This is a genomic window from Massilia sp. MP_M2, from assembly GCF_039123635.1.
Classification (GTDB): domain Bacteria; phylum Pseudomonadota; class Gammaproteobacteria; order Burkholderiales; family Burkholderiaceae_D; genus Telluria.
Window position 1 is genome coordinate 34,892 of sequence record NZ_JBCHJF010000013.1, and the last position, 16,790, is coordinate 51,681.

20 protein-coding genes are annotated in these 16,790 nt (G+C 54.9%); 9 read left to right on the forward strand and 11 right to left on the reverse strand.

Annotated features, from left to right (window positions below):
* The 5 genes from RCH14_RS22115 to RCH14_RS22135 are packed head-to-tail and all read left to right on the forward strand — an operon-like array spanning position 1 to position 4,487.
* Positions 1-1,650 (forward strand): ATPase, T2SS/T4P/T4SS family, encoded by a 1,650-nt coding sequence (locus tag RCH14_RS22115; protein WP_343028257.1) that lies wholly within the window; start codon positions 1-3, stop codon positions 1,648-1,650.
* A complete protein-coding gene (locus RCH14_RS22120; RefSeq protein WP_343028258.1) occupies positions 1,650-2,708 on the forward strand; it encodes a hypothetical protein in 1,059 nt (352 codons plus the stop codon). Before RCH14_RS22115 ends, RCH14_RS22120 begins: the two co-directional genes overlap by 1 nt.
* Before the next feature lie 39 nt (positions 2,709-2,747).
* Positions 2,748-3,341, forward strand: coding sequence for a type 4 pilus major pilin (locus tag RCH14_RS22125; protein WP_343028259.1), 594 nt, complete (start codon positions 2,748-2,750; stop codon positions 3,339-3,341).
* A gap of 2 nt (positions 3,342-3,343) precedes the next feature.
* Positions 3,344-3,910: a hypothetical protein gene (locus RCH14_RS22130; protein ID WP_343028260.1), complete on the forward strand. Its 567-nt coding sequence runs from the start codon at positions 3,344-3,346 to the stop codon at positions 3,908-3,910.
* Between the two features lies 1 nt (position 3,911).
* Positions 3,912-4,487, forward strand: coding sequence for a hypothetical protein (locus tag RCH14_RS22135; RefSeq protein ID WP_343028261.1), 576 nt, complete (start codon positions 3,912-3,914; stop codon positions 4,485-4,487).
* Between the two features lie 85 nt (positions 4,488-4,572).
* On the opposite strand, the gene RCH14_RS22140 is transcribed toward RCH14_RS22135, so the two are convergent.
* A complete protein-coding gene (locus RCH14_RS22140; protein WP_343028262.1) occupies positions 4,573-4,998 on the reverse strand; it encodes a hypothetical protein in 426 nt (141 codons plus the stop codon).
* Positions 4,999-5,909: 911 nt separating this feature from the next.
* Here RCH14_RS22140 and RCH14_RS22145 point away from each other — a divergent pair.
* From RCH14_RS22145 to RCH14_RS22155, 3 genes are all read left to right on the forward strand, one after another.
* Positions 5,910-6,179, forward strand: coding sequence for a hypothetical protein (locus RCH14_RS22145; protein WP_343028263.1), 270 nt, complete (start codon positions 5,910-5,912; stop codon positions 6,177-6,179).
* A gap of 70 nt (positions 6,180-6,249) precedes the next feature.
* Positions 6,250-7,326, forward strand: a complete 1,077-nt coding sequence (locus tag RCH14_RS22150; RefSeq protein WP_343028264.1) for a hypothetical protein — start codon at positions 6,250-6,252, stop codon at positions 7,324-7,326.
* A gap of 130 nt (positions 7,327-7,456) precedes the next feature.
* A complete protein-coding gene (locus RCH14_RS22155) occupies positions 7,457-7,981 on the forward strand; it encodes a lytic transglycosylase domain-containing protein (protein ID WP_343028265.1) in 525 nt (174 codons plus the stop codon).
* Between the two features lie 43 nt (positions 7,982-8,024).
* On the opposite strand, the gene RCH14_RS22160 is transcribed toward RCH14_RS22155, so the two are convergent.
* The 10 genes from RCH14_RS22160 to RCH14_RS22205 all read right to left on the reverse strand — a co-directional run bounded on the left by RCH14_RS22160 (position 8,025) and on the right by RCH14_RS22205 (position 15,436).
* A complete protein-coding gene (locus tag RCH14_RS22160; RefSeq protein ID WP_343028266.1) occupies positions 8,025-8,939 on the reverse strand; it encodes a DUF6685 family protein in 915 nt (304 codons plus the stop codon).
* A 13-nt stretch (positions 8,940-8,952) separates the two neighbouring features.
* Positions 8,953-9,354 (reverse strand): hypothetical protein, encoded by a 402-nt coding sequence (locus RCH14_RS22165; RefSeq protein ID WP_343028267.1) that lies wholly within the window; start codon positions 9,352-9,354, stop codon positions 8,953-8,955.
* Positions 9,341-9,865, reverse strand: a complete 525-nt coding sequence (locus tag RCH14_RS22170; RefSeq protein ID WP_343028268.1) for a hypothetical protein — start codon at positions 9,863-9,865, stop codon at positions 9,341-9,343. The genes RCH14_RS22165 and RCH14_RS22170 overlap by 14 nt, the downstream gene beginning before the upstream one ends.
* Positions 9,862-10,842, reverse strand: coding sequence for a hypothetical protein (locus tag RCH14_RS22175; protein WP_343028269.1), 981 nt, complete (start codon positions 10,840-10,842; stop codon positions 9,862-9,864). The genes RCH14_RS22170 and RCH14_RS22175 overlap by 4 nt, the downstream gene beginning before the upstream one ends.
* Complete coding sequence (locus RCH14_RS22180) at positions 10,835-12,481, reverse strand: ATP-binding protein (protein ID WP_343028270.1); 1,647 nt, start codon at positions 12,479-12,481, stop codon at positions 10,835-10,837. Before RCH14_RS22180 ends, RCH14_RS22175 begins: the two co-directional genes overlap by 8 nt.
* 86 nt (positions 12,482-12,567) lie before the next feature.
* Positions 12,568-12,906 carry a hypothetical protein gene (locus tag RCH14_RS22185; RefSeq protein ID WP_343028271.1) on the reverse strand — a complete coding sequence of 113 codons (339 nt, stop codon included), beginning with the start codon at positions 12,904-12,906 and terminating at the stop codon, positions 12,568-12,570.
* A 55-nt stretch (positions 12,907-12,961) separates the two neighbouring features.
* Complete coding sequence (locus RCH14_RS22190) at positions 12,962-13,309, reverse strand: hypothetical protein (RefSeq protein ID WP_343028272.1); 348 nt, start codon at positions 13,307-13,309, stop codon at positions 12,962-12,964.
* Positions 13,302-13,604: a hypothetical protein gene (locus RCH14_RS22195; RefSeq protein ID WP_343028273.1), complete on the reverse strand. Its 303-nt coding sequence runs from the start codon at positions 13,602-13,604 to the stop codon at positions 13,302-13,304. Before RCH14_RS22195 ends, RCH14_RS22190 begins: the two co-directional genes overlap by 8 nt.
* A gap of 79 nt (positions 13,605-13,683) precedes the next feature.
* Positions 13,684-14,445 (reverse strand): hypothetical protein, encoded by a 762-nt coding sequence (locus RCH14_RS22200; RefSeq protein WP_343028274.1) that lies wholly within the window; start codon positions 14,443-14,445, stop codon positions 13,684-13,686.
* Between the two features lie 4 nt (positions 14,446-14,449).
* Complete coding sequence (locus RCH14_RS22205; protein WP_343028275.1) at positions 14,450-15,436, reverse strand: DNA-binding protein; 987 nt, start codon at positions 15,434-15,436, stop codon at positions 14,450-14,452.
* A 351-nt stretch (positions 15,437-15,787) separates the two neighbouring features.
* Here RCH14_RS22205 and RCH14_RS22210 point away from each other — a divergent pair, with 351 nt between their 5' ends.
* Positions 15,788-16,645, forward strand: a complete 858-nt coding sequence (locus tag RCH14_RS22210; protein WP_343028276.1) for a hypothetical protein — start codon at positions 15,788-15,790, stop codon at positions 16,643-16,645.
* Positions 16,646-16,790: the final 145 nt, after the last annotated feature.

Here is a 16,790-nt window from a genome sequence, read left to right on the forward strand (position 1 = left end):
ATGTTGAAATACATCCGAGAAATGGCTGCGCGTTTGTCGTCAATCAAGGGGCGTCGTAAGGCAGTTGCAGAAGCCAATCGTACTTATCCATACCTGCTGAGCGGCGATTCGAAAGCGGCTTTAGTGCCATTACGTCCAAATCTGATGGCAAATATCGCCGTCATGGCGGAGTCAAAGGAATGTGCGTCTGTTCTGACAACAGAAAGCTTTGCACGCAGTCTCGAAGTGAAAAGCGTCATTTGTGCGCTGGAAGATGAGGGGTGGACTGTTGAAACTCGTACCGTCTCCGCTTCGGAGATTCGGACTCACTACGGTTTTACCATTGAAACCGGCAGTAATTCTGATAAATCAGTCGAGTCGGCGAATACTGCGCTCTTTGACCATTTATTGGAAAGTGCGCTCCTTAATCGCGCAGACGAACTGCATTATCACGTGCGAGAGAAAACTTGCGGTATAACGCACCTGATCGACGGGGTTATTCATCCAGCAGAATCGCTGAAATCACAAATCGCAATTGAAGTGCTGGCAAACGCCTACACCAACCTTGCTGACCAGACCTCGTATGAGCGCGGCAAAAGCGAATTCTCGCATCCAAGCATCGATCAGAGCTGCACGATCATGCGTGTGATTAATGGGGGCAAATACAAGCTGCGTTACGCGACCGTACCCGAAGCGGATGGGGGCTTCGATGTAACGATGCGTATTTTGCCACAAGCGGCGAAGGGCCAAGTGCCGACGATGGAAGGCTTGGGTTTCCCGCCATCGTTTATTCGCCAAATTCGCGCTGCAACCGAGCGTCGCCGAGGGATGATCCTTGTATGTGGACCAGTGGGCGGCGGCAAGACCACTCTGCTTTATTCGCTGCTATATCGGCCGCAGGACAAGCGAGATCGTTACGTCGTAACAGTCGAAGACCCTCCTGAATACGAGCAGTACGGCATCACTCGTATCCCAGTCGAGAAAATCGGCTATGAAGACTTGGAGAAAAAGCTGCTCCGAATGGGGGTGCATTGGGCAATGGTCGGCGAAGTCCGCGACAAGAAGATGGGCCGCATGGTCAAGGTCCTCTCAGCGACGGGTCAAAAAGTCCTGACAACAACACACGTATTGTCGGTCAGTCAGATTATTGATCGTCTCACAGGCGACGAAATCGCCATTTCGCGTCAAACCCTCTGCGACACCGACATGGTGGCAGGGATGGCTTATACCTGCTTGTTGCCGAAAGTGTGCCCACATTGTTCAGTACCGGCGACGAATGAAGGTGCGATAAGCGATCACCATATCAAGCAGCTTGCCCGCCTTGAAATTGATTTGGCATCGGTTCGCGTTGCGAATCGCTCCGGCTGCAGTCATTGCAAAGGCGGGCGTCTTGGTCGCCAACCAGTCACCGAGCTGGTAATCCCTGATGAGGAATACATGCGCCTCATGCGGGCAGGTCTGGATAGCGATGCAAAACAATACTGGATGAAATCCTGCGTGTCGCACGTGACGAATGAAGATGTCACTGGCAAGACCATGATGGCAACTGCACTCTATTGGGTTTCACAAGGGACACTTGACGTGCTCGATCTGGAGCGCGAGATTGACCTGCTGGAGAAATTCACTCCGCGTGTCACGCGTGCCAATGTCGTGCCGATGAAAGTATTGTAATGAAATCTCTTCGCTTGATTCTCGCCACGCAGGTATTTCAACGTCGTCGCGCCGCGATTTACGAAAAAATGGCGTTCGGCCTTGTGCGTGGCGGCACTCCGGGTAATGAATTCAAGGCGATGTATCAGAACTCGGTTAAGAGAAAAAGCACTTTAGTGCCGGTGTATCGACACTGGTACGACACACTGCGCGGTAGTGCGGCTGGTCGTATGGCACTCGCTATGAAAGATACAGTTCCGGAAGCAGAGTATAGTTTGCTCGCAATCGCGGAGGCTAATCAGTCTCTTGTTAAAGGGCTTGAATTCTTAGCGATTTCAGTGCGCAAGTCAGCGGAAATGCGAAAGGCATTTACCGACGCACTGCGATCATCAGCATTGCCGATCTTTATGCTGATCGCTGGCATTATCGCGATTGATCTTTACTTCTTTCCAATGCTCGAAGATTCATTGCCACGTCGGGAATGGCCTACGCTCACAAAAATCGTGGCAGCGACGGCGCATCAAATGGGTACTTTCCTGACTTACTTCGCAATGATGATTCCAGCGCTGTTGGCTTTTTGGTATTGGTCACTGCCTCGACTTACGGGACGCCCGCGTGTCATGTTAGAGCGGCTTCCCCTGTTGTACACAAAATATCGTGACTTGCAGGCAGTGATGTTTCTTGTGAATCTTGCGTTTCTGCGTGAAGCAGGAGCATCACCACGAACATCACTCATCCAGATCGAAAGCATGGCGACTCCTTATGTAAAGTCGCATGTGTCTGCGATGATTAAAAAGCTCGATAAAGATGCAATCAATTTTGGTGACGTAATCGTTTCAACTGGGCTTTTTAACCCTGATCTTGCAGAACTCATCAGTGATTATGCTCGATGGTCAGACTGGCATCAACAGTTACGCTCGATTGCGGATACATCGATGGAAATCGTCACGGATGATGTAAAGCGGCTTGGTCCATTCATGTACCAATTATTGCAATTGACAATGGGGGTCATTATCTTTATCTTACTCGCGTCTTCATCGTCAGCAATCGTTAAAGTATTAAGTAGCAGCGGCCTGTAATATTTATATACAATCAACTAAATTAATTGGAGTAACAAAATGCAAGTAGTTTCGAAAGCAAAATCGATTAACGCTCGCCGGTTTAATGCGGCCAGTATCGTCAACCGCACCAAGCAGGCTGGCACCAGCATGGTGGAAATGATCATCTATATCATGGTGGTCGTGGCAATCGTCGGCTTCGCGTTCTCGATGAAGACGATGGTCTACGGTCCGTTCTTGGGCTGGATGGAAGCGATGACCGTCTCCAACGCGATGGGCAAAATCGAAAACGTTCACAGCGGTGCGGCAAACTATGCTGGCCTGACAACCGCAGGTATGGCGACCGGCTCCATTTTCCAGACCAAGTATCTGCCGGGCGGTGGCACCATCAATAATCGCTTTGGCGGTCAAGTGACTCTCGGCATCGCGACAATTAATACCGCGAGCGACACCCTGCAGTTCACCGATGGCGGCGTCCGCACTGAATCGTGCCCGACGCTGGTCAACCAGCTTGCTGAAGACGCGGACCGCATTACTGTTGCAGGCACTATCGTCAAGCCTGCCAACGGTACTGTGAATGCAACGACGCTCAAGACCCAATGCGACAGCGCAAACGTCGTCGCTGTCATGTTAGAGCGGATCAAGCGGAGCTAATCGTGCGTGCGAAGCAGGCCGGTTCCTCGATGGTCGAATTGATCATTGCCGTGACAATAGGGATGTTTGCTATGTCCGCGTTTTTTGAAACAATCTCACGATTGACAGCGCTCGACAAGGCTAAGCGCGAAGCGGCCCAGTTGGCATACGGTGCCGCGGCCTTGCAGTCGCTATTAAAAATTCACGGCGCAAACATCATCAAAACCGGTACTGCATCGGGGTTTGTCAATCCTCTGAAGCCAACGTTCGCTGAATTGAAGGCCGGTCGTTATTTGCCCCCATTTTCAAAGCAGGTAACTGCCTTCAATGGATCGCTCGATTTCACAATTAGGCGAGGCGCAAAAAATGACCTTTTCGGTCTCGTATGCGACACACAAAGCGTCACTGAGCGCGGATCGCCTGCTACGTGGTTAGCGAGCGAAGTTATGATGGCTGCAGGGGGGCTGGGGTTGCGTACAAGTATCGCGACGCCGACTATATTAAGTGGACAGGCTTTTAGCGGAGTGCTCAGTCCAATTACAGGTCCAGCAGTAGTTTGCGCTTGGGCATATGTAGGTACGCCGACATAAGATGGCATTCAAGTCAAAACGATTACAGCGTGGTGACGCTCTCATTACTGCGATGATCGCGGCATTGATCTTTCACGTCATAGGATACGTGCTGATTGAATGGACCCGAATCGCGCGTGAAAATAGAGCGTATGCAGCTCAAACAACTGGCCTGCGCGCAATGCACAGCGCGCTTACGCAGTATGCTCGGGCAAATCAAGCTTCGTTTAAATCTGGCAAGGAGATCATGTATGTCAATGATCAATACGCGCCTTCAGTGTCCGAACTTACGTCGCTTGGATTTCTTTCTCTTACAGGGCCGGAGATTACTGCTCCGTGGGGCGGAACCTTCGGCACGAAGTTGAAAATGGAAACAGGGGGGGCGGTAACAGGCTACGTTTATTTGAATGGAAATATTAAGAACTCCGTTGGGGCCGTAGATAGGGTAAGGGCATGTAATATTGCGAAGACACTTGGCGATATTGGTCTTTGTACACCTCCATCTAATGCCGCTTTTTTGGGGAATTTGATGGTACAGGTTGCCAATCCGAGTAGCCTTCCGGCTGCTATCGGTGCTTACGTGGCAATTCCGCCTTAACACGATATACCTTACGATTAATGGTGACGAAAAAACGATGAAAAACAAAAACCAGTTAAAAGAAGTCCGGGCTTCCCAAGGATTTTCAATGGTAACAGCCCTTGTGGGTATCGGTGTTCTTGGCACGATCGCAGTTGGGGGCATGCATCTTTATAACGATAATAAACAAGATCAGGTTGCTGAAGCTCGTGCAATGCAGATCGGCAGCAGTCATGATCGACTGGAAGAATTTGCACGCAAGTATCAGTCGCAGATAAGCGCAGGTCAGGCGGTCTCCGGCGTCGTCAATATCTCGTCGCCGACCACTGCTGAACTGCGTAATTTGGGCTTTGCCGCAACCGGGTTTGATGATGGCGCGCAGCCGGGTGGCGCGATCATCTACCGCATTGACCGTGAACCAACCGGATGCGCCGCTGGGAAATGCATTCTGGCGTTGAAAGCGGGTACGAGCACGAGCGTGCGAACTTCTGGCCAGCCTGATCCCGCCCTCGCCCAGCGCATTGCTGGCCATGTACCTAAAGGTGCGGGCTGGTCAAATGCTCCGACTGATGCAACTAGGTTGACCAAAGCAGGCATGACCTTGCCAAACCCGCTTGGTAGCACGCCAGCAGTTGTGTTCGCAATGTCATGGCTTGGAAATAACTCGGCCAGTACAACGACGCCACCACCACAAAGTGAAACCCGGAACAGGAGCTGCCCTTCTGGGTACAGTGGACGGATTCGCCAATCGCGCACCATGACCACCGATAAATGGGGCAACGTGAGCTATTCAAGCTGGCGTACGACGAGCGACACTTGCGAGGCACCGCCGCCGCCTGCTCCCCCACCAACCCCTGCACCCGATCCAAGTATTACGTGTTTGGCTGGATCGTGGAACAACGTTGATGCCTGCCCATCTGGCATGACCGGCTCGATCTCGGCGACTAGCTACCGTACGTGCCCAAACGGCGCATACGGCCAGCCGTATGATTACCAAGGCAACCATTCCAATACGTGTACTGCTGGCGGTTCGACGACACCAGTTACTAACGATCCGCCATATGTGCCGCCATATGTGCCGCCTCCACCGCCTCCACCGCCGCCGCCTCCACCGCCGCCTCCACCGCCGCCTCCACCGCCACCTCCGCCACCGCCGCCACCGTCAGGCTGCTATGACGTTTATGGCTCTTTCGTGTCGGTTGGAACGACTATGGGTGTCTGCGAAGCTACAGGATCGCCGGACGGCTATCCAAGTGGTCGTACCATGCGATGCACGTCAAGTGGATGGATAACAGGTAACTCTGGAAACAGTAACAGACCAGTTGATTGCATGTAATGCATCGTAGTTAATAACAGTGGATAGCGCGATCTTGATCGTGCTATCCTTCAATATAACTAAAAGGGCGCTCGCGCCCTTTAATACTAACTGCGACTGGAAAGAGTATGACTGATCCCAAAAATAATAAAAGTGATGCCAACGAGGCTAATTCGAGAACAAATTCTCTTTTGGTTGCCAACCGGGAGTATTCACGAAATCACAGGGACAAGCTCTTGCAGCTTGGTAAAGTACAGTTGAAGGCTTTTATTGATCCCAGCACTCGCGATGGCTTAAAGGAGTCAAAAAAACAACTAGGGCTGACAGATAAAGCGACTTTAGGTGAGACCATAGACGCCCTGTGGAAATTTTTTTCGGAAAATAATAAAAAAAACTGAGACACTCAGGATTTCTTTGCTATAATTCTTCTCAGCAACACGAAAACTAACTTCCTAAAAGGGTATTACCATGAAAGCAAAACTGTCGTTTATCGGTGTGACTCTCTCCGTCCTGTTGGCTGCGTGCGGTGGTGGTGGCGGTGATTCGGCCCCGGCGAACAACGGCGGCACGCCAACCGGCAATACCCCGGCTGTTCCGACCCCAACTCAGCCTCCAGTCGTCACGACTCCGCCAGTGGTCACGCCTCCGCCAGTGAGCGTCACGCCTGCCGATCTGCAAACGACCGTAGCTGCGCCGACCTATACGGCCGGTTCGCAAGAACTGATGTTCTTCAACGGCCTGAACGATTTCCGCGCCAAGCTCGGCCTCGGCCTTCTGGCTCAGAACACGAAGCTCGATGCTGCGAATCAAAACCACGTGAAGTACCTGATGACGAATCAGGACGTGAACTTCTCGGCAGTGGACCCGAAGACTGGTCGCCCGTTCTTCCACCTCGAAGACGCAACGCGTGCAGGCTTCACGGGTGTTACCGAGCTGGACCGCGCTAACTTCATGCAATACGGCGGCGTGTATGTGGGCGAAAGCGGCGCGTACGGCCGTGGCCTCGGCGCAGGCGTTGCTCTGTCCGACCTGATCGCTACGGTGTATCACCGCGCTGGCCTGATGTACCAGTTCCCACGTGATGTTGGTATCTCCATCGCCAACGATCAATTCCAGACTGTTGTAATGACCTTCGGCTACAACACGCAAGGGCAGAAGAATGCGTCCGACTATTTCGGTTCGTACCCTGCTGACAAGCAGACCAATGTACCGCTTGCGGCCTACATGGAAACGCCAAATCCGATGCCGGAAGTCGCACTGGCCGATTACAGCACGAAGACTTCGTTCCCGATCAACGTGGTTTCGGCCACGGACACGACCCTGAGCGTGACCACGTTCACCGTCACCGAAGCTGGTCAGTCGTCGCCTCTGGAAGTTCGCCTGCTGACCAAAGCAACCGACCCGAACAAGATGCTGACAGGCAACATCGCGTTCATCGTCGGCAAGGCTCCATTCAAGCCGAACACAACGTACAACGTGCGGTTTGACGGCGCGATCAACGGTGTGAACACTGTCAAAGTCTGGAGCTTTACCACCGGGGCATAATCTGCCACGCAATAAGAAAGGAGCCTTCGGGCTCCTTTTTCGTTTATGGGTGAGAGCCTATAAAACGGGTTAAGGAAAGAACCGGCGCTAATAAGGTTGTTTCTTCAAGCGACTTTATCTATTTAGGTACATGATGGAATTCATCGACGTAGCGAGACAGTGTGCGCCAATGGTGCATGAGCAGACCATTCACGCTTTGGCACGGACCGAATCTGGTTTTAATAGATTCGCAATTGGTGTTGTCAATGGCCGCTTGGCGCGGCAACCACGTAATATCGAGGAAGCTGTTGCAACAGTCGAGGCTCTGGAAAAGCTTGGATACAACTATAGTGTCGGTTATGTACAAGTCAATAAGCACAACTTTGCCAAGCATGGCCTCACGTACAGAACTGCATTCGAGCCTTGCAATAATTTGAGGGTAGGGGGGAAGATTCTGGATGAGTGCTACGCTCGTGCTTTAAAGCGTTTTAAAAATCCGCAACAAGCCTTGCGCAGTGCGTTTAGCTGCTACTACAGTGGAAACTTCTCGACAGGATTTAAGCCTGACTTCAAGGGCCAACCCGCATACGTGGATAAGGTGATTGGTAACGCGATCCCGATTTCAGCAATATCCGGGATACCCGTTTATCCCGCAGTCGCGATTGTAAGCCGATGAAAAAAAGCCTCGTGATCCGAGGCTTTTTTATTCTGCAATCGCTTTAAACGGGCGGCGTAGACTGTGCGTGTACCAAACCAACCAAATGCTTGCCGATGTCAAATGCACCTGCTGCGCGCAGCGCTTGGGCAACCTTGCGCGACTTGCGCTCACTGCGCGGCAGCAGGATAGCCCTTGCGTGTTCCCATGGTGTAGGCATGTCACGCCAGAGGTACGTCGCGCCGTACATGCGCATGGCATCGCCGAAGGCCAGCGACAGCCCAGGTGTGTCCGAGATGGCGAATAGCTCGTACTCGTCGCACAGCTCGAATACGGCCGCTGCGTCAATCGACAGGGTGCGCAGCCGTCCGGTGAGCAGCACGCACGCCGGTAGCCGGGCAGCGATGTACTTGGCCGCAGCGAAGTGGTGCGAGCCGCCACTATTCATCAGGAACACGCGACCGTCCCAGCCGTGTCGCTGGAAATAGTCGTCGCCGTGCGAGCCGTGGATGATGCGGATTTCCTTGTGCGCCAGATTTTTCTGAAGTCCATCCGGGCTGATGGTCGATATCATCTCTTGCGAGTTGGTCTCGACCATAGCATCCATACTGAGAAATTCGTGCAGATTGGATTTCGATGCGGCCAGTCCGTGCACCTGACTGATATCGCAGGACCAGCTCTCGTCGGTCGAACGCTTGGTCAGGCGCGCAAGAGCGGGCAGGGTGGCTTCAAACGATGTGTAGCGGTCGCCCGATTGCTTCCAGCCGACAGCCCAGCCTGCATTGCGGTGTCGGTGCATGCTGCAAGAGCGTTCGGCCCAGTCCTGCCATGGGACCACGCTGCTTAGGCCGATGTGAGCAGAAGGATGTTCGAGCTGGACGCACAGGTTCGGCCGCTCGTCGAGCAGGCGCAGCACACGAGCTGGCACACCGAAGGATTCTCGGGCGGAATCGTAGAAGAATTGCAGAATATTGTTCATGGTTTACAGGTGTTCAAGGTTCAAGGTCCGACACCGGCTCGGTGCCGAAGGCGGCGAATCGTTCCATCGGTTCGCCTGCCAAGACAGTAAAGATCACCGGTTTTATTTTCACCATCTCTGGGGCCAGTTCCTCGCCTTTGTAGCCATGGTGCGCCTCTGGTATAAAGACGCCATGCGGCACGCTGGGGTCATCGCCAAGCCACATACGCGCCCGGAAGTCGCATAATTGACCATCCGGGAGCGCAATCCACCAATGATGTGGAATGGTCCCAGTGCCCGGAATATCGAGTGAGCCCAACAAAATCCGATGTTCGATGCCGTCGCGCTGCATCAGGGTCGAGATGCAGCGGGTCAAACCGTCGCATTCCAGTGGAAGCCGGTCGAACTGAGCCAGCCATTGTTCAAGCTGCTGCATGGGCCTCCCGCTTGCCATGACGCCACCATTCGATGGACTCGAATTCCCCGGCGCGCAGCACCGGCTCGCCGTTCAGCAGGACCACGCTGAAGGTCTTCGTGATGCCGAGTCCGAACTGGTCAGGGCGGTCCGTGGACACGTTGTCGCTGACAACGGTGTCGGCCGGGAATGCCCGGCTGTAGGCGAATTTGGGTGCGGCGATGAAGGGGCACGTGCGCAGCGCGTAGATCGCGCAGTCGCGGTGCATGGGCAGGTCGGTGAAGAGCCGGTTTGCCATTGCGAGCGGACCACCAACAAACGCGATCCGTGCGCCCAGCATCTCGCCGCAGATGCCGCAGCAGCGCGCTTGTACGGCGCGCTTTGCCTTTTGTGGGTCCACGATGCGGAAGTCAGGTTTGCCGGTCGCATCACGCTGTATGGTGTACGGGATCGGGTAGCCGCGAACGTCGCGCGGTAGAGCCGCCACGCGTGGCGGCATGTCGATCATGCTGAGGTCAGTCCAGCTTTTCATGCGCAATGCTCGCTGGGCGTATCGGGTTTCGCGGTTGGCACAACTCGTCCCCGAACAATTTCAGCGGCCCGCATGGTTGCGGCATTGCTTGCAACCCACTGGATCGACAGGTCAACGGTTTTGCCGGGAATGAGGTCGGCAAGGATGGCGTGCGCAAGTTCTTCGCGTAGGGCGGTGTCCGATGCGACCGGGGCGTAAGCCATGCCTGCTTTGAACGCTTCGGCGGTGCTCATCTTGTCGCCACCGGGCGCGTTGATCCACGAGGTGTGGCCTGCGATCCAGTCCCGCACGCTGGGTGCTGCAGCTTGCTCTGTGAGTCGCTTGAGCAGTTCGTCGAGGCGGTCGAACGGCTCGCCCTCACAAGGCTCCCCGCTGTACTTGACGACGGCATCGCGCACGCCCTGCCATACTGCGCCGAGCTTGTCGCGCACGGCTGTTAACGCTTCCTTGTGCCATCTGAGGTCGTCCAGTGTCGCCTGCGTACCTTGCGACTGAGCGGCGATGGCTGGCAGAATGCCGCTATGGTCGCAGCGCGAGCACAGCTCAACGGCGCTGATGCGGCCGGTGCCTTCGCACTCGGGGCAGTCGCGCACCGCTGCCGGTGCGCCACGGAGAGGCGACATAGATGCGGCCGGGTCGATCAACTCAATCAGTTGCTCAACAAGACTGTCGCGCCATGCCATTGAGCAGGGCTGGCGGATTTCATTGACCAGCCGCGTGACTTCTTGGCCGAATCCATGTGTAGATTGGACATCGACTTGCGGCGCTTCGCCCGCTGGCAGGGCACGCGCGGCTTTCCAGAAAACGAATAAGCTGGCAATTTGCGGGCGCTTAAAATTGCCCGATGCGTCAAGTAAGTATTCGTCTTCGTGAAAACCCATGTGGGCAATAGCCATCTGCTTGAACTGCTCTCGCAGGTCGGGTGCAGGTGACTCTGCATGTTGGGTGTTTGGTACTACCTTCGGCTGATCATTCATGTCCAATTTCTTTTCCGTGTTGTTCGCTCATTTTGATCGCGCGGAACATCGCGCAGCGGCGGAACGTATCGAGCGTCAATGCCTCGCCACGGCCCAAAGCGACCCGCAGGGCGAGACGCAGCAGCATTTTGATATCGCGCGGCGCGATGGCCGGGAACAGCTTCACCAGCTCTGTAATCAGATCGCCTGACAATCCGGCTTTAAACTGGCCGTCCATAACACGCCAGATCGCAGCGGCATCCTTGGCATCAGGCGGCGCATAATCGATGATGGCCGCGCAGCGGGAAATGATCGCATCATCGATGTCGTGAGGGCGGTTTGTGGTCATGAACAACAGACCGTTGAAGTATTCCAGAGTACGCAGGAATTCAGCCACGATAGCGTTCTGCTCGATGTTGTCGCCACGCTTTACAACGAAGACATCGGCTTCGTCGAGCAGCATCACGCATCCCCAACGTTCGGCGCGGTCGAACAGGATTTGCAGATTCTTCTGAATGTCACGTGCAGTTGTTCCCAACGAGCCCGAGTGGATGCTGTAAAGCGGCTTTTCGATCAGCTCGGCGTAGACTTCGGCGGTCAGGGTTTTACCCACGCCGGGGATGCCCTTGTTGAGCACCACATTGCCCGCGCTCTTTCCTTCGATGATGTCGTTGATGAACGCATCAAGGTTGGTTGTAAGGACATCAAGCAGGTCGCGATGGCTTGCAGGCAGAATCAGCTTGTCGCGCAGCGACTTGTCGTACTGGTATGGAGTCAAGAAGGCAGAGTTAGCCCACACGAAATCATGTGTTTTGAGATCAAATACCTTGACAATCGGGTGTTCAGGTATTGAGCCGACATCAGGATGCTCTGCATGTCCGTCAAACAGTTCTGAGTCCACAAAGCCTTGGAGTGCTCCAAAGCTACCCTTGTCCAGATCGAAGATTACCTTGCGGTTTTCGAACTTGCGATTTTCGAGTCGAGCACGGTTGTCGCCCTCGATTCCTGCAGCGACACCATTTAACCGAAACTGCTTCGCAAATGCGTCAGCAGTCACCTCGTGATGCCGCTTGAGGGCTGAGTCGTAGTCGGCGCGCAGCGCGGAGGATTCTTTCTGGATGCCAGCGTTGCGCAGGGTGTCGGCGATCCGTCGCCGGGCCACATCCTGCGGGTCGAATCGATGACTATTTTTGCAGACCCCGATACGGTTACTCTGGGTCCGGCCATAATAGGTAGTGTGAACCGTCACAGTGGGGGTGTCGCGGTCCCGCGTCACCGCTGAGTGGACGACCGAAGTTACCAACTCTGGATAGACCATGCCATCGTCATGTTCAACGTAAATCCATCCGTCCTGCAGCTCGTGCTTGAGGTAACTCAGCAAGGTAGCGTAGAACGCGTTGAAGTTCGGCACTGGGCGGCTGAAGTTGCCAGCCCGAGCGAGCAGCATCGCGTCGAGTGTGCGTACAACCTTACCGGCGTCCAAACTCTCTGCCGCTGCGCGAAGGTCTTCGACATCAGCCGTCGAAAGCGCGTCCTCGTTTCTGATCAGGTGTTCGCTCTCGTCGTTGCGCTGGAGGCGGGATTCAGCGCTGCGACGGTCTGACGCCAGTCCAGCGCACGTCGTAGCGACGAGGATTTTCGAGTCAATGGCAAACGGCATACTTCTTCTCCTGTTCGTGCAGCGCATCGCACCGCTTCTACTGGCAAAGCCCGCTCGTGGCGGGCCGTGGTGGGGCGTTGGAGCGGTCAGGTCTTGGAGGCCGCTACGGCTGCGTCGATGGCGTCGGCGATCTCCTTCGGTACGATGGCGCGCGCCAGCTTGATCGCGTCGTCGCTGGTGAGGGAAATGCTGCCCAGCCCGCCGCGCAGGTTGCGCCCGTTCTTGATGTTGACGCACTCGAACGTGATCGTTGCGCACTGGGCCGACTCGAAGAAAGTCCCTTCGGTCATGCGGAACGACGCGTCGAATCCGGACCCGCTCCAGCCCTTGATGTGCTGCTCAAAGCGGACGGTGCTGCCGGGGTTCGCGTGGCGGTGGGTAACTTCCTCGGCGTGTTTCTGGTCGATTACTGGGGTGCTGGTCATGGGCTCTCCGCTTGGGTTTATTTACTGACAAAGCCCGCTCGTGGCGGGTTGACGATTACTCTGTGAGGGGATGCAACTGCCAGAATGTAGCAGCATCCACCTCGCGCGAATCCATCTGGTAGTGACGTTCGAGCAAAGGCATCAGCTTCGCAATAAAGATGGCGCGCGCGTCGCCGGTCCTTGCGCAGTACAGCCCGCGCAGCTCCCGGCTTTCAAAAGCCAATTCACCATCGAGTCCCACAACGTCACACCCAACAGCATTTGCGGCAGCGGTCAGGCCATCGATATGGTGATGGCCGTATGGCACCTTCAGATAGCCGGTTCCACGCCTCTTCGGCACCAGCACGCTAAAGCCGTTTGATACCCAGCAATAAAGCAGCGTGCGCGTCCCGCTGTCAGCCATGCTCGGCATTGTCCAGTGCCTCCATCGCTTCATCGAGGTCGATATCAGCGGCAATCTCGTCGAGCGCATTGATGGCGGTATCGAGGTTCGCAATAGCCTGTTCGCTCGTCTGGCCGCGATCACTTTGCTGGAGACCTTCAGGCATGTTGTCGAAGGATTCCTGCTCTTCGTCGCGCACATTCTCCAGCTCTGCCTTGATCTCTTCGGCCTTGGCGACCACCGCAGCGTGCATCGCCTTCAGTTCTTCCATCGCATGCCATTGCGTGTTGATGATCTTGCGTCGCTCTTTGTTCATGACAGGCCTTTGCGGTGTTGAGTTTCGATGAAACTATTGTGGACTATAGTCCATGTTGCGTCAAGCAAATTTTACGCTTTTACAGCCCCGTATTTTCAGCCTCATGCGGGCTCGTTCTCGCGATCTGTTGGCCGATTGCATTGTGCGCCGCCTCAATCAGCTCCACGTACTCACACACCCGATCTAGCGCTTCGCTCCATGTGTCGCAGTAGTGAATGTCGTCGTATGGATCATCATGCTCGCGGCCTTCAAAGAGTTCGCCCGGTGGATTAACCCAAATGGAGTCATCCTTGTTGTCCTGCGAAACGTCTATCGCAAACTGGTCGGCAAGCAGCTTTGCCTCGCGGCGGCACGCTCCTTCGGCGCGCTCTTCTTTCGTCGGCAGCGGCCGTTTAGGTATCACCGATTCAGGGTCGATCACCGCAATCTGCTTTACCTCAAACGCCATATCTACGGGGCTTCTGGCATTTGGGTGATCTTCGAGGCGTACAAAATCACGCGTCTTGCCGCAGATCGCCCGATCTCCTTCGACAACAATCCAATGATTTGCGGCTGCTACCAGATAAACCCGCTCTCGCGCAGCTTCTTGGGCCCAGTCCTGCAATACCACGCGTGCAGTCAGCGCAGCATCGGCCATGTGATAGCCGAGCTTCTCAAGTGCGAACCGAACCTGATGTGTATAGGTGCCCTTGACAGGCGACTTGCTGTTGGTTCGCGAGCGAATGAGTGCAGACGCCTCCTTGGTGCCGATCCCAGCAATCACTGAAATCGCAGATGGACCGCAAAACTTGTTTCCGTTCTCATTCACTTTGCTCAGTTTGATACCGTGCAATTTAGCCATGACTCTAGTCCACGTTTATAATGTTCTTGCGAAGTGCGCTGCGCAGCTTTCGTAGCCCACGGGGTTTTGCGCTGCCCGGCTTCGCTTTCCTCACTAGCTCGACCATGCTTCGGTTCTGCTGTTCGAGTCGGGCAACCGTCGCATTCAAGTCGTCTCGCTCCTGCGTCAGCTTACCGATTCTGGAGTGATGCACTTCAAACTGACTGCGCAGGGTTGAGTTGTTCTGAGAGATGTCGTCCAGCTTCTTGCGCAGCTCAGCCTCGGCCCGGATCGCATGATCCCGGATATCACGAACCTCCCGATCCGCATTCGTTCGGGCCTGTTCAATTTGCAAGAGCGTGTGCTTGCGCTCACCGTCAAATCGCTCCAACGCCTGTGCCATTGCGGCCTGTGACTGAGCCAGCGTTTCCTCCAGTCGCTGTCGCTGCTGTGCAAGCTCAAGCGCACTGTCCTCACGCATCTGTTCTGCATACCGTCGCAGCTCACGCTCGCTTTCAAGCTGCTGCTTCAACTGCGCGCGCACGTCCGCATCTGCAGCGAGCTGCGCACGCAAAGTCTCGATCTGACCGTGGGCGTGGGTAACGTCTGCGCGAGCCCGCTCTGCCTCTTGATCAGCAAGCGCTGCGCGTGTTTCGGCCGCGTCAACCTTTGCTTGGCACTCGGTGACATCTTTTGCGTGGAGTTCACGAGCAGCAGCAACTGCGGCTTCCCAGAAGCCCCGCACGAGCGGAGCAAGTTGTGGCGGCAGGCCCGCAATTGCGCCACCCATTTGACGAAGTTGCTCAGCATGCTCGGCCCTGAATTCTTTGACACCGCGACTGATGTCGTTCGAGCTGCCTTTCTCGATGATTTCACGGATCACCATCCAGCTTGGGATCGCCTGACCTAGCTCTGTTAGCACACGACAACAAATCTTCGCTCGTGAATACGCAGTTCCACCAGCGAAATCCGGGTGCGCGTTGCACCGGGCCCGTATCTCTACGTCGATCATATTGCATCCTTTTAATAGAGCGTCGCAACTGAACACATTGCTATCTTATAGCTGTCTCATTGTTGTCACATTGTTCGACGGGGAAAGGTTTTTCCTGATTCTACATTAGTATATGAACGTATCTCATTCATTTATGATCTTTTTGCTTGTACATCTTCCCATAACTGCTATTATGGGTAAGAGTTTGGGGGATGTGGTGTTTTGTTGTTCAGGGATCGTGAAACATTGGCTCTCAGGACGGCCCAAAAACCTCAAACCAGCACTGCCAGTGCGAGTTAGCCTGCGAAGAATTTGGCAGTGAAAGTTCGTGAAACAATTTTGGCCCAGTGGGCAACTACAGGAGACTTACCCATGCTGCGAGAAGATCAGTTCCCTCTTTTGGAAAAACTTGCGAAGCGCCCGGAGCTGGTCGTCGATGCGATCCGCGCTATCGTTGCTGGCGTTGCGGCCGATTCGATCCGGAACGTGACGCTCAATGACGCCAAGGAGCGGATTTCCCGCGCCGTCTACGACGCATGGAAGCTTCACGTTAACGCACGCTTTACCAACGACGGCAAATGGCAAAGCCTTCCAAAAGAAACGCAGGAGCTGGACCACAGCATCATGATCATGGGTCTCCACGATATGATCGCCACCAGCAAAAAGCTGGCTAAAACCAAGGCGACTGGCCCGATGGTTGATGCGATGCGCGAATTCGTCAGCGAGGTCTTGCCGCTGGCCGAGGCGGTGAAGTCGCTCAAGAGCAAGGTCGTTAAAGGCCGAGCACCACGCGAGGCTCCGAGCAAGCCGGAGAACCCGAACAAGATTGTGCGGACCTGCCCCTGCTGCTTCCGCGCGATTGCGGTTCGTGGAATGACGCTCGCTCATCACGGATACGAACGTCCGGGCGATGGCTGGCAGACTGCAAGCTGCCCCGGCATTCGCTTCAAGCCGCTTGAGCGGTCCAAGGAAGGTCTGGAGTGGATCACCACCGCCACCAAGGAACAATTAGAGAGTGCGCAGGTCGCGTACAAGGCCCGTGGCGAGTTGACGACACTGATGATCATGGAAGGCCGCAAGACTGTCGAGATCACGACAGAATCGCAGAAATGGGATCGCGAATTCCGCTACCACGTCTCCAAGCTCGAAGCCCGCATTTCGAACCTCAAGTATGCGGTGAGCGAATTCGAGAAGAGGCTGAGCGTATGGGTGCAAACGGAAGCGGAATAACTGACGCTCGCCTGATGCCTAACGAGCTGTTTGAGGCTCGCGCATAGCTGGATCAGGCCTACTCTCGTAGACTGATCCTAATCCATATACAAAATCGGCAATTGGCCGTTAAGACAAGCATTAAGTCTTGACGCGACACGTACTA

Bases quoted from the DNA above. Each gene is read 5' to 3' on its own strand.
- RCH14_RS22175 (WP_343028269.1), bottom strand. From the start codon at position 10,842: ATGAATGATCAGCCGAAGGTAGTACCAAACACCCAACATGCAGAGTCA.
- RCH14_RS22150 (WP_343028264.1), top strand. From the start codon at position 6,250: ATGAAAGCAAAACTGTCGTTTATCGGTGTGACTCTCTCCGTCCTGTTG.
- RCH14_RS22180 (WP_343028270.1), bottom strand. From the start codon at position 12,481: ATGCCGTTTGCCATTGACTCGAAAATCCTCGTCGCTACGACGTGCGCT.
- RCH14_RS22145 (WP_343028263.1), top strand. From the start codon at position 5,910: ATGACTGATCCCAAAAATAATAAAAGTGATGCCAACGAGGCTAATTCG.
- RCH14_RS22190 (WP_343028272.1), bottom strand. From the start codon at position 13,309: ATGGCTGACAGCGGGACGCGCACGCTGCTTTATTGCTGGGTATCAAAC.
- RCH14_RS22185 (WP_343028271.1), bottom strand. From the start codon at position 12,906: ATGACCAGCACCCCAGTAATCGACCAGAAACACGCCGAGGAAGTTACC.
- RCH14_RS22210 (WP_343028276.1), top strand. From the start codon at position 15,788: ATGCTGCGAGAAGATCAGTTCCCTCTTTTGGAAAAACTTGCGAAGCGC.
- RCH14_RS22200 (WP_343028274.1), bottom strand. From the start codon at position 14,445: ATGGCTAAATTGCACGGTATCAAACTGAGCAAAGTGAATGAGAACGGA.
- RCH14_RS22170 (WP_343028268.1), bottom strand. From the start codon at position 9,865: ATGAAAAGCTGGACTGACCTCAGCATGATCGACATGCCGCCACGCGTG.
- RCH14_RS22195 (WP_343028273.1), bottom strand. From the start codon at position 13,604: ATGAACAAAGAGCGACGCAAGATCATCAACACGCAATGGCATGCGATG.
- RCH14_RS22205 (WP_343028275.1), bottom strand. From the start codon at position 15,436: ATGATCGACGTAGAGATACGGGCCCGGTGCAACGCGCACCCGGATTTC.
- RCH14_RS22120 (WP_343028258.1), top strand. From the start codon at position 1,650: ATGAAATCTCTTCGCTTGATTCTCGCCACGCAGGTATTTCAACGTCGT.
- RCH14_RS22140 (WP_343028262.1), bottom strand. From the start codon at position 4,998: ATGGCCAGCAATGCGCTGGGCGAGGGCGGGATCAGGCTGGCCAGAAGT.
- RCH14_RS22160 (WP_343028266.1), bottom strand. From the start codon at position 8,939: ATGAACAATATTCTGCAATTCTTCTACGATTCCGCCCGAGAATCCTTC.
- RCH14_RS22125 (WP_343028259.1), top strand. From the start codon at position 2,748: ATGCAAGTAGTTTCGAAAGCAAAATCGATTAACGCTCGCCGGTTTAAT.
- RCH14_RS22115 (WP_343028257.1), top strand. From the start codon at position 1: ATGTTGAAATACATCCGAGAAATGGCTGCGCGTTTGTCGTCAATCAAG.
- RCH14_RS22155 (WP_343028265.1), top strand. From the start codon at position 7,457: ATGATGGAATTCATCGACGTAGCGAGACAGTGTGCGCCAATGGTGCAT.
- RCH14_RS22135 (WP_343028261.1), top strand. From the start codon at position 3,912: ATGGCATTCAAGTCAAAACGATTACAGCGTGGTGACGCTCTCATTACT.
- RCH14_RS22165 (WP_343028267.1), bottom strand. From the start codon at position 9,354: ATGCAGCAGCTTGAACAATGGCTGGCTCAGTTCGACCGGCTTCCACTG.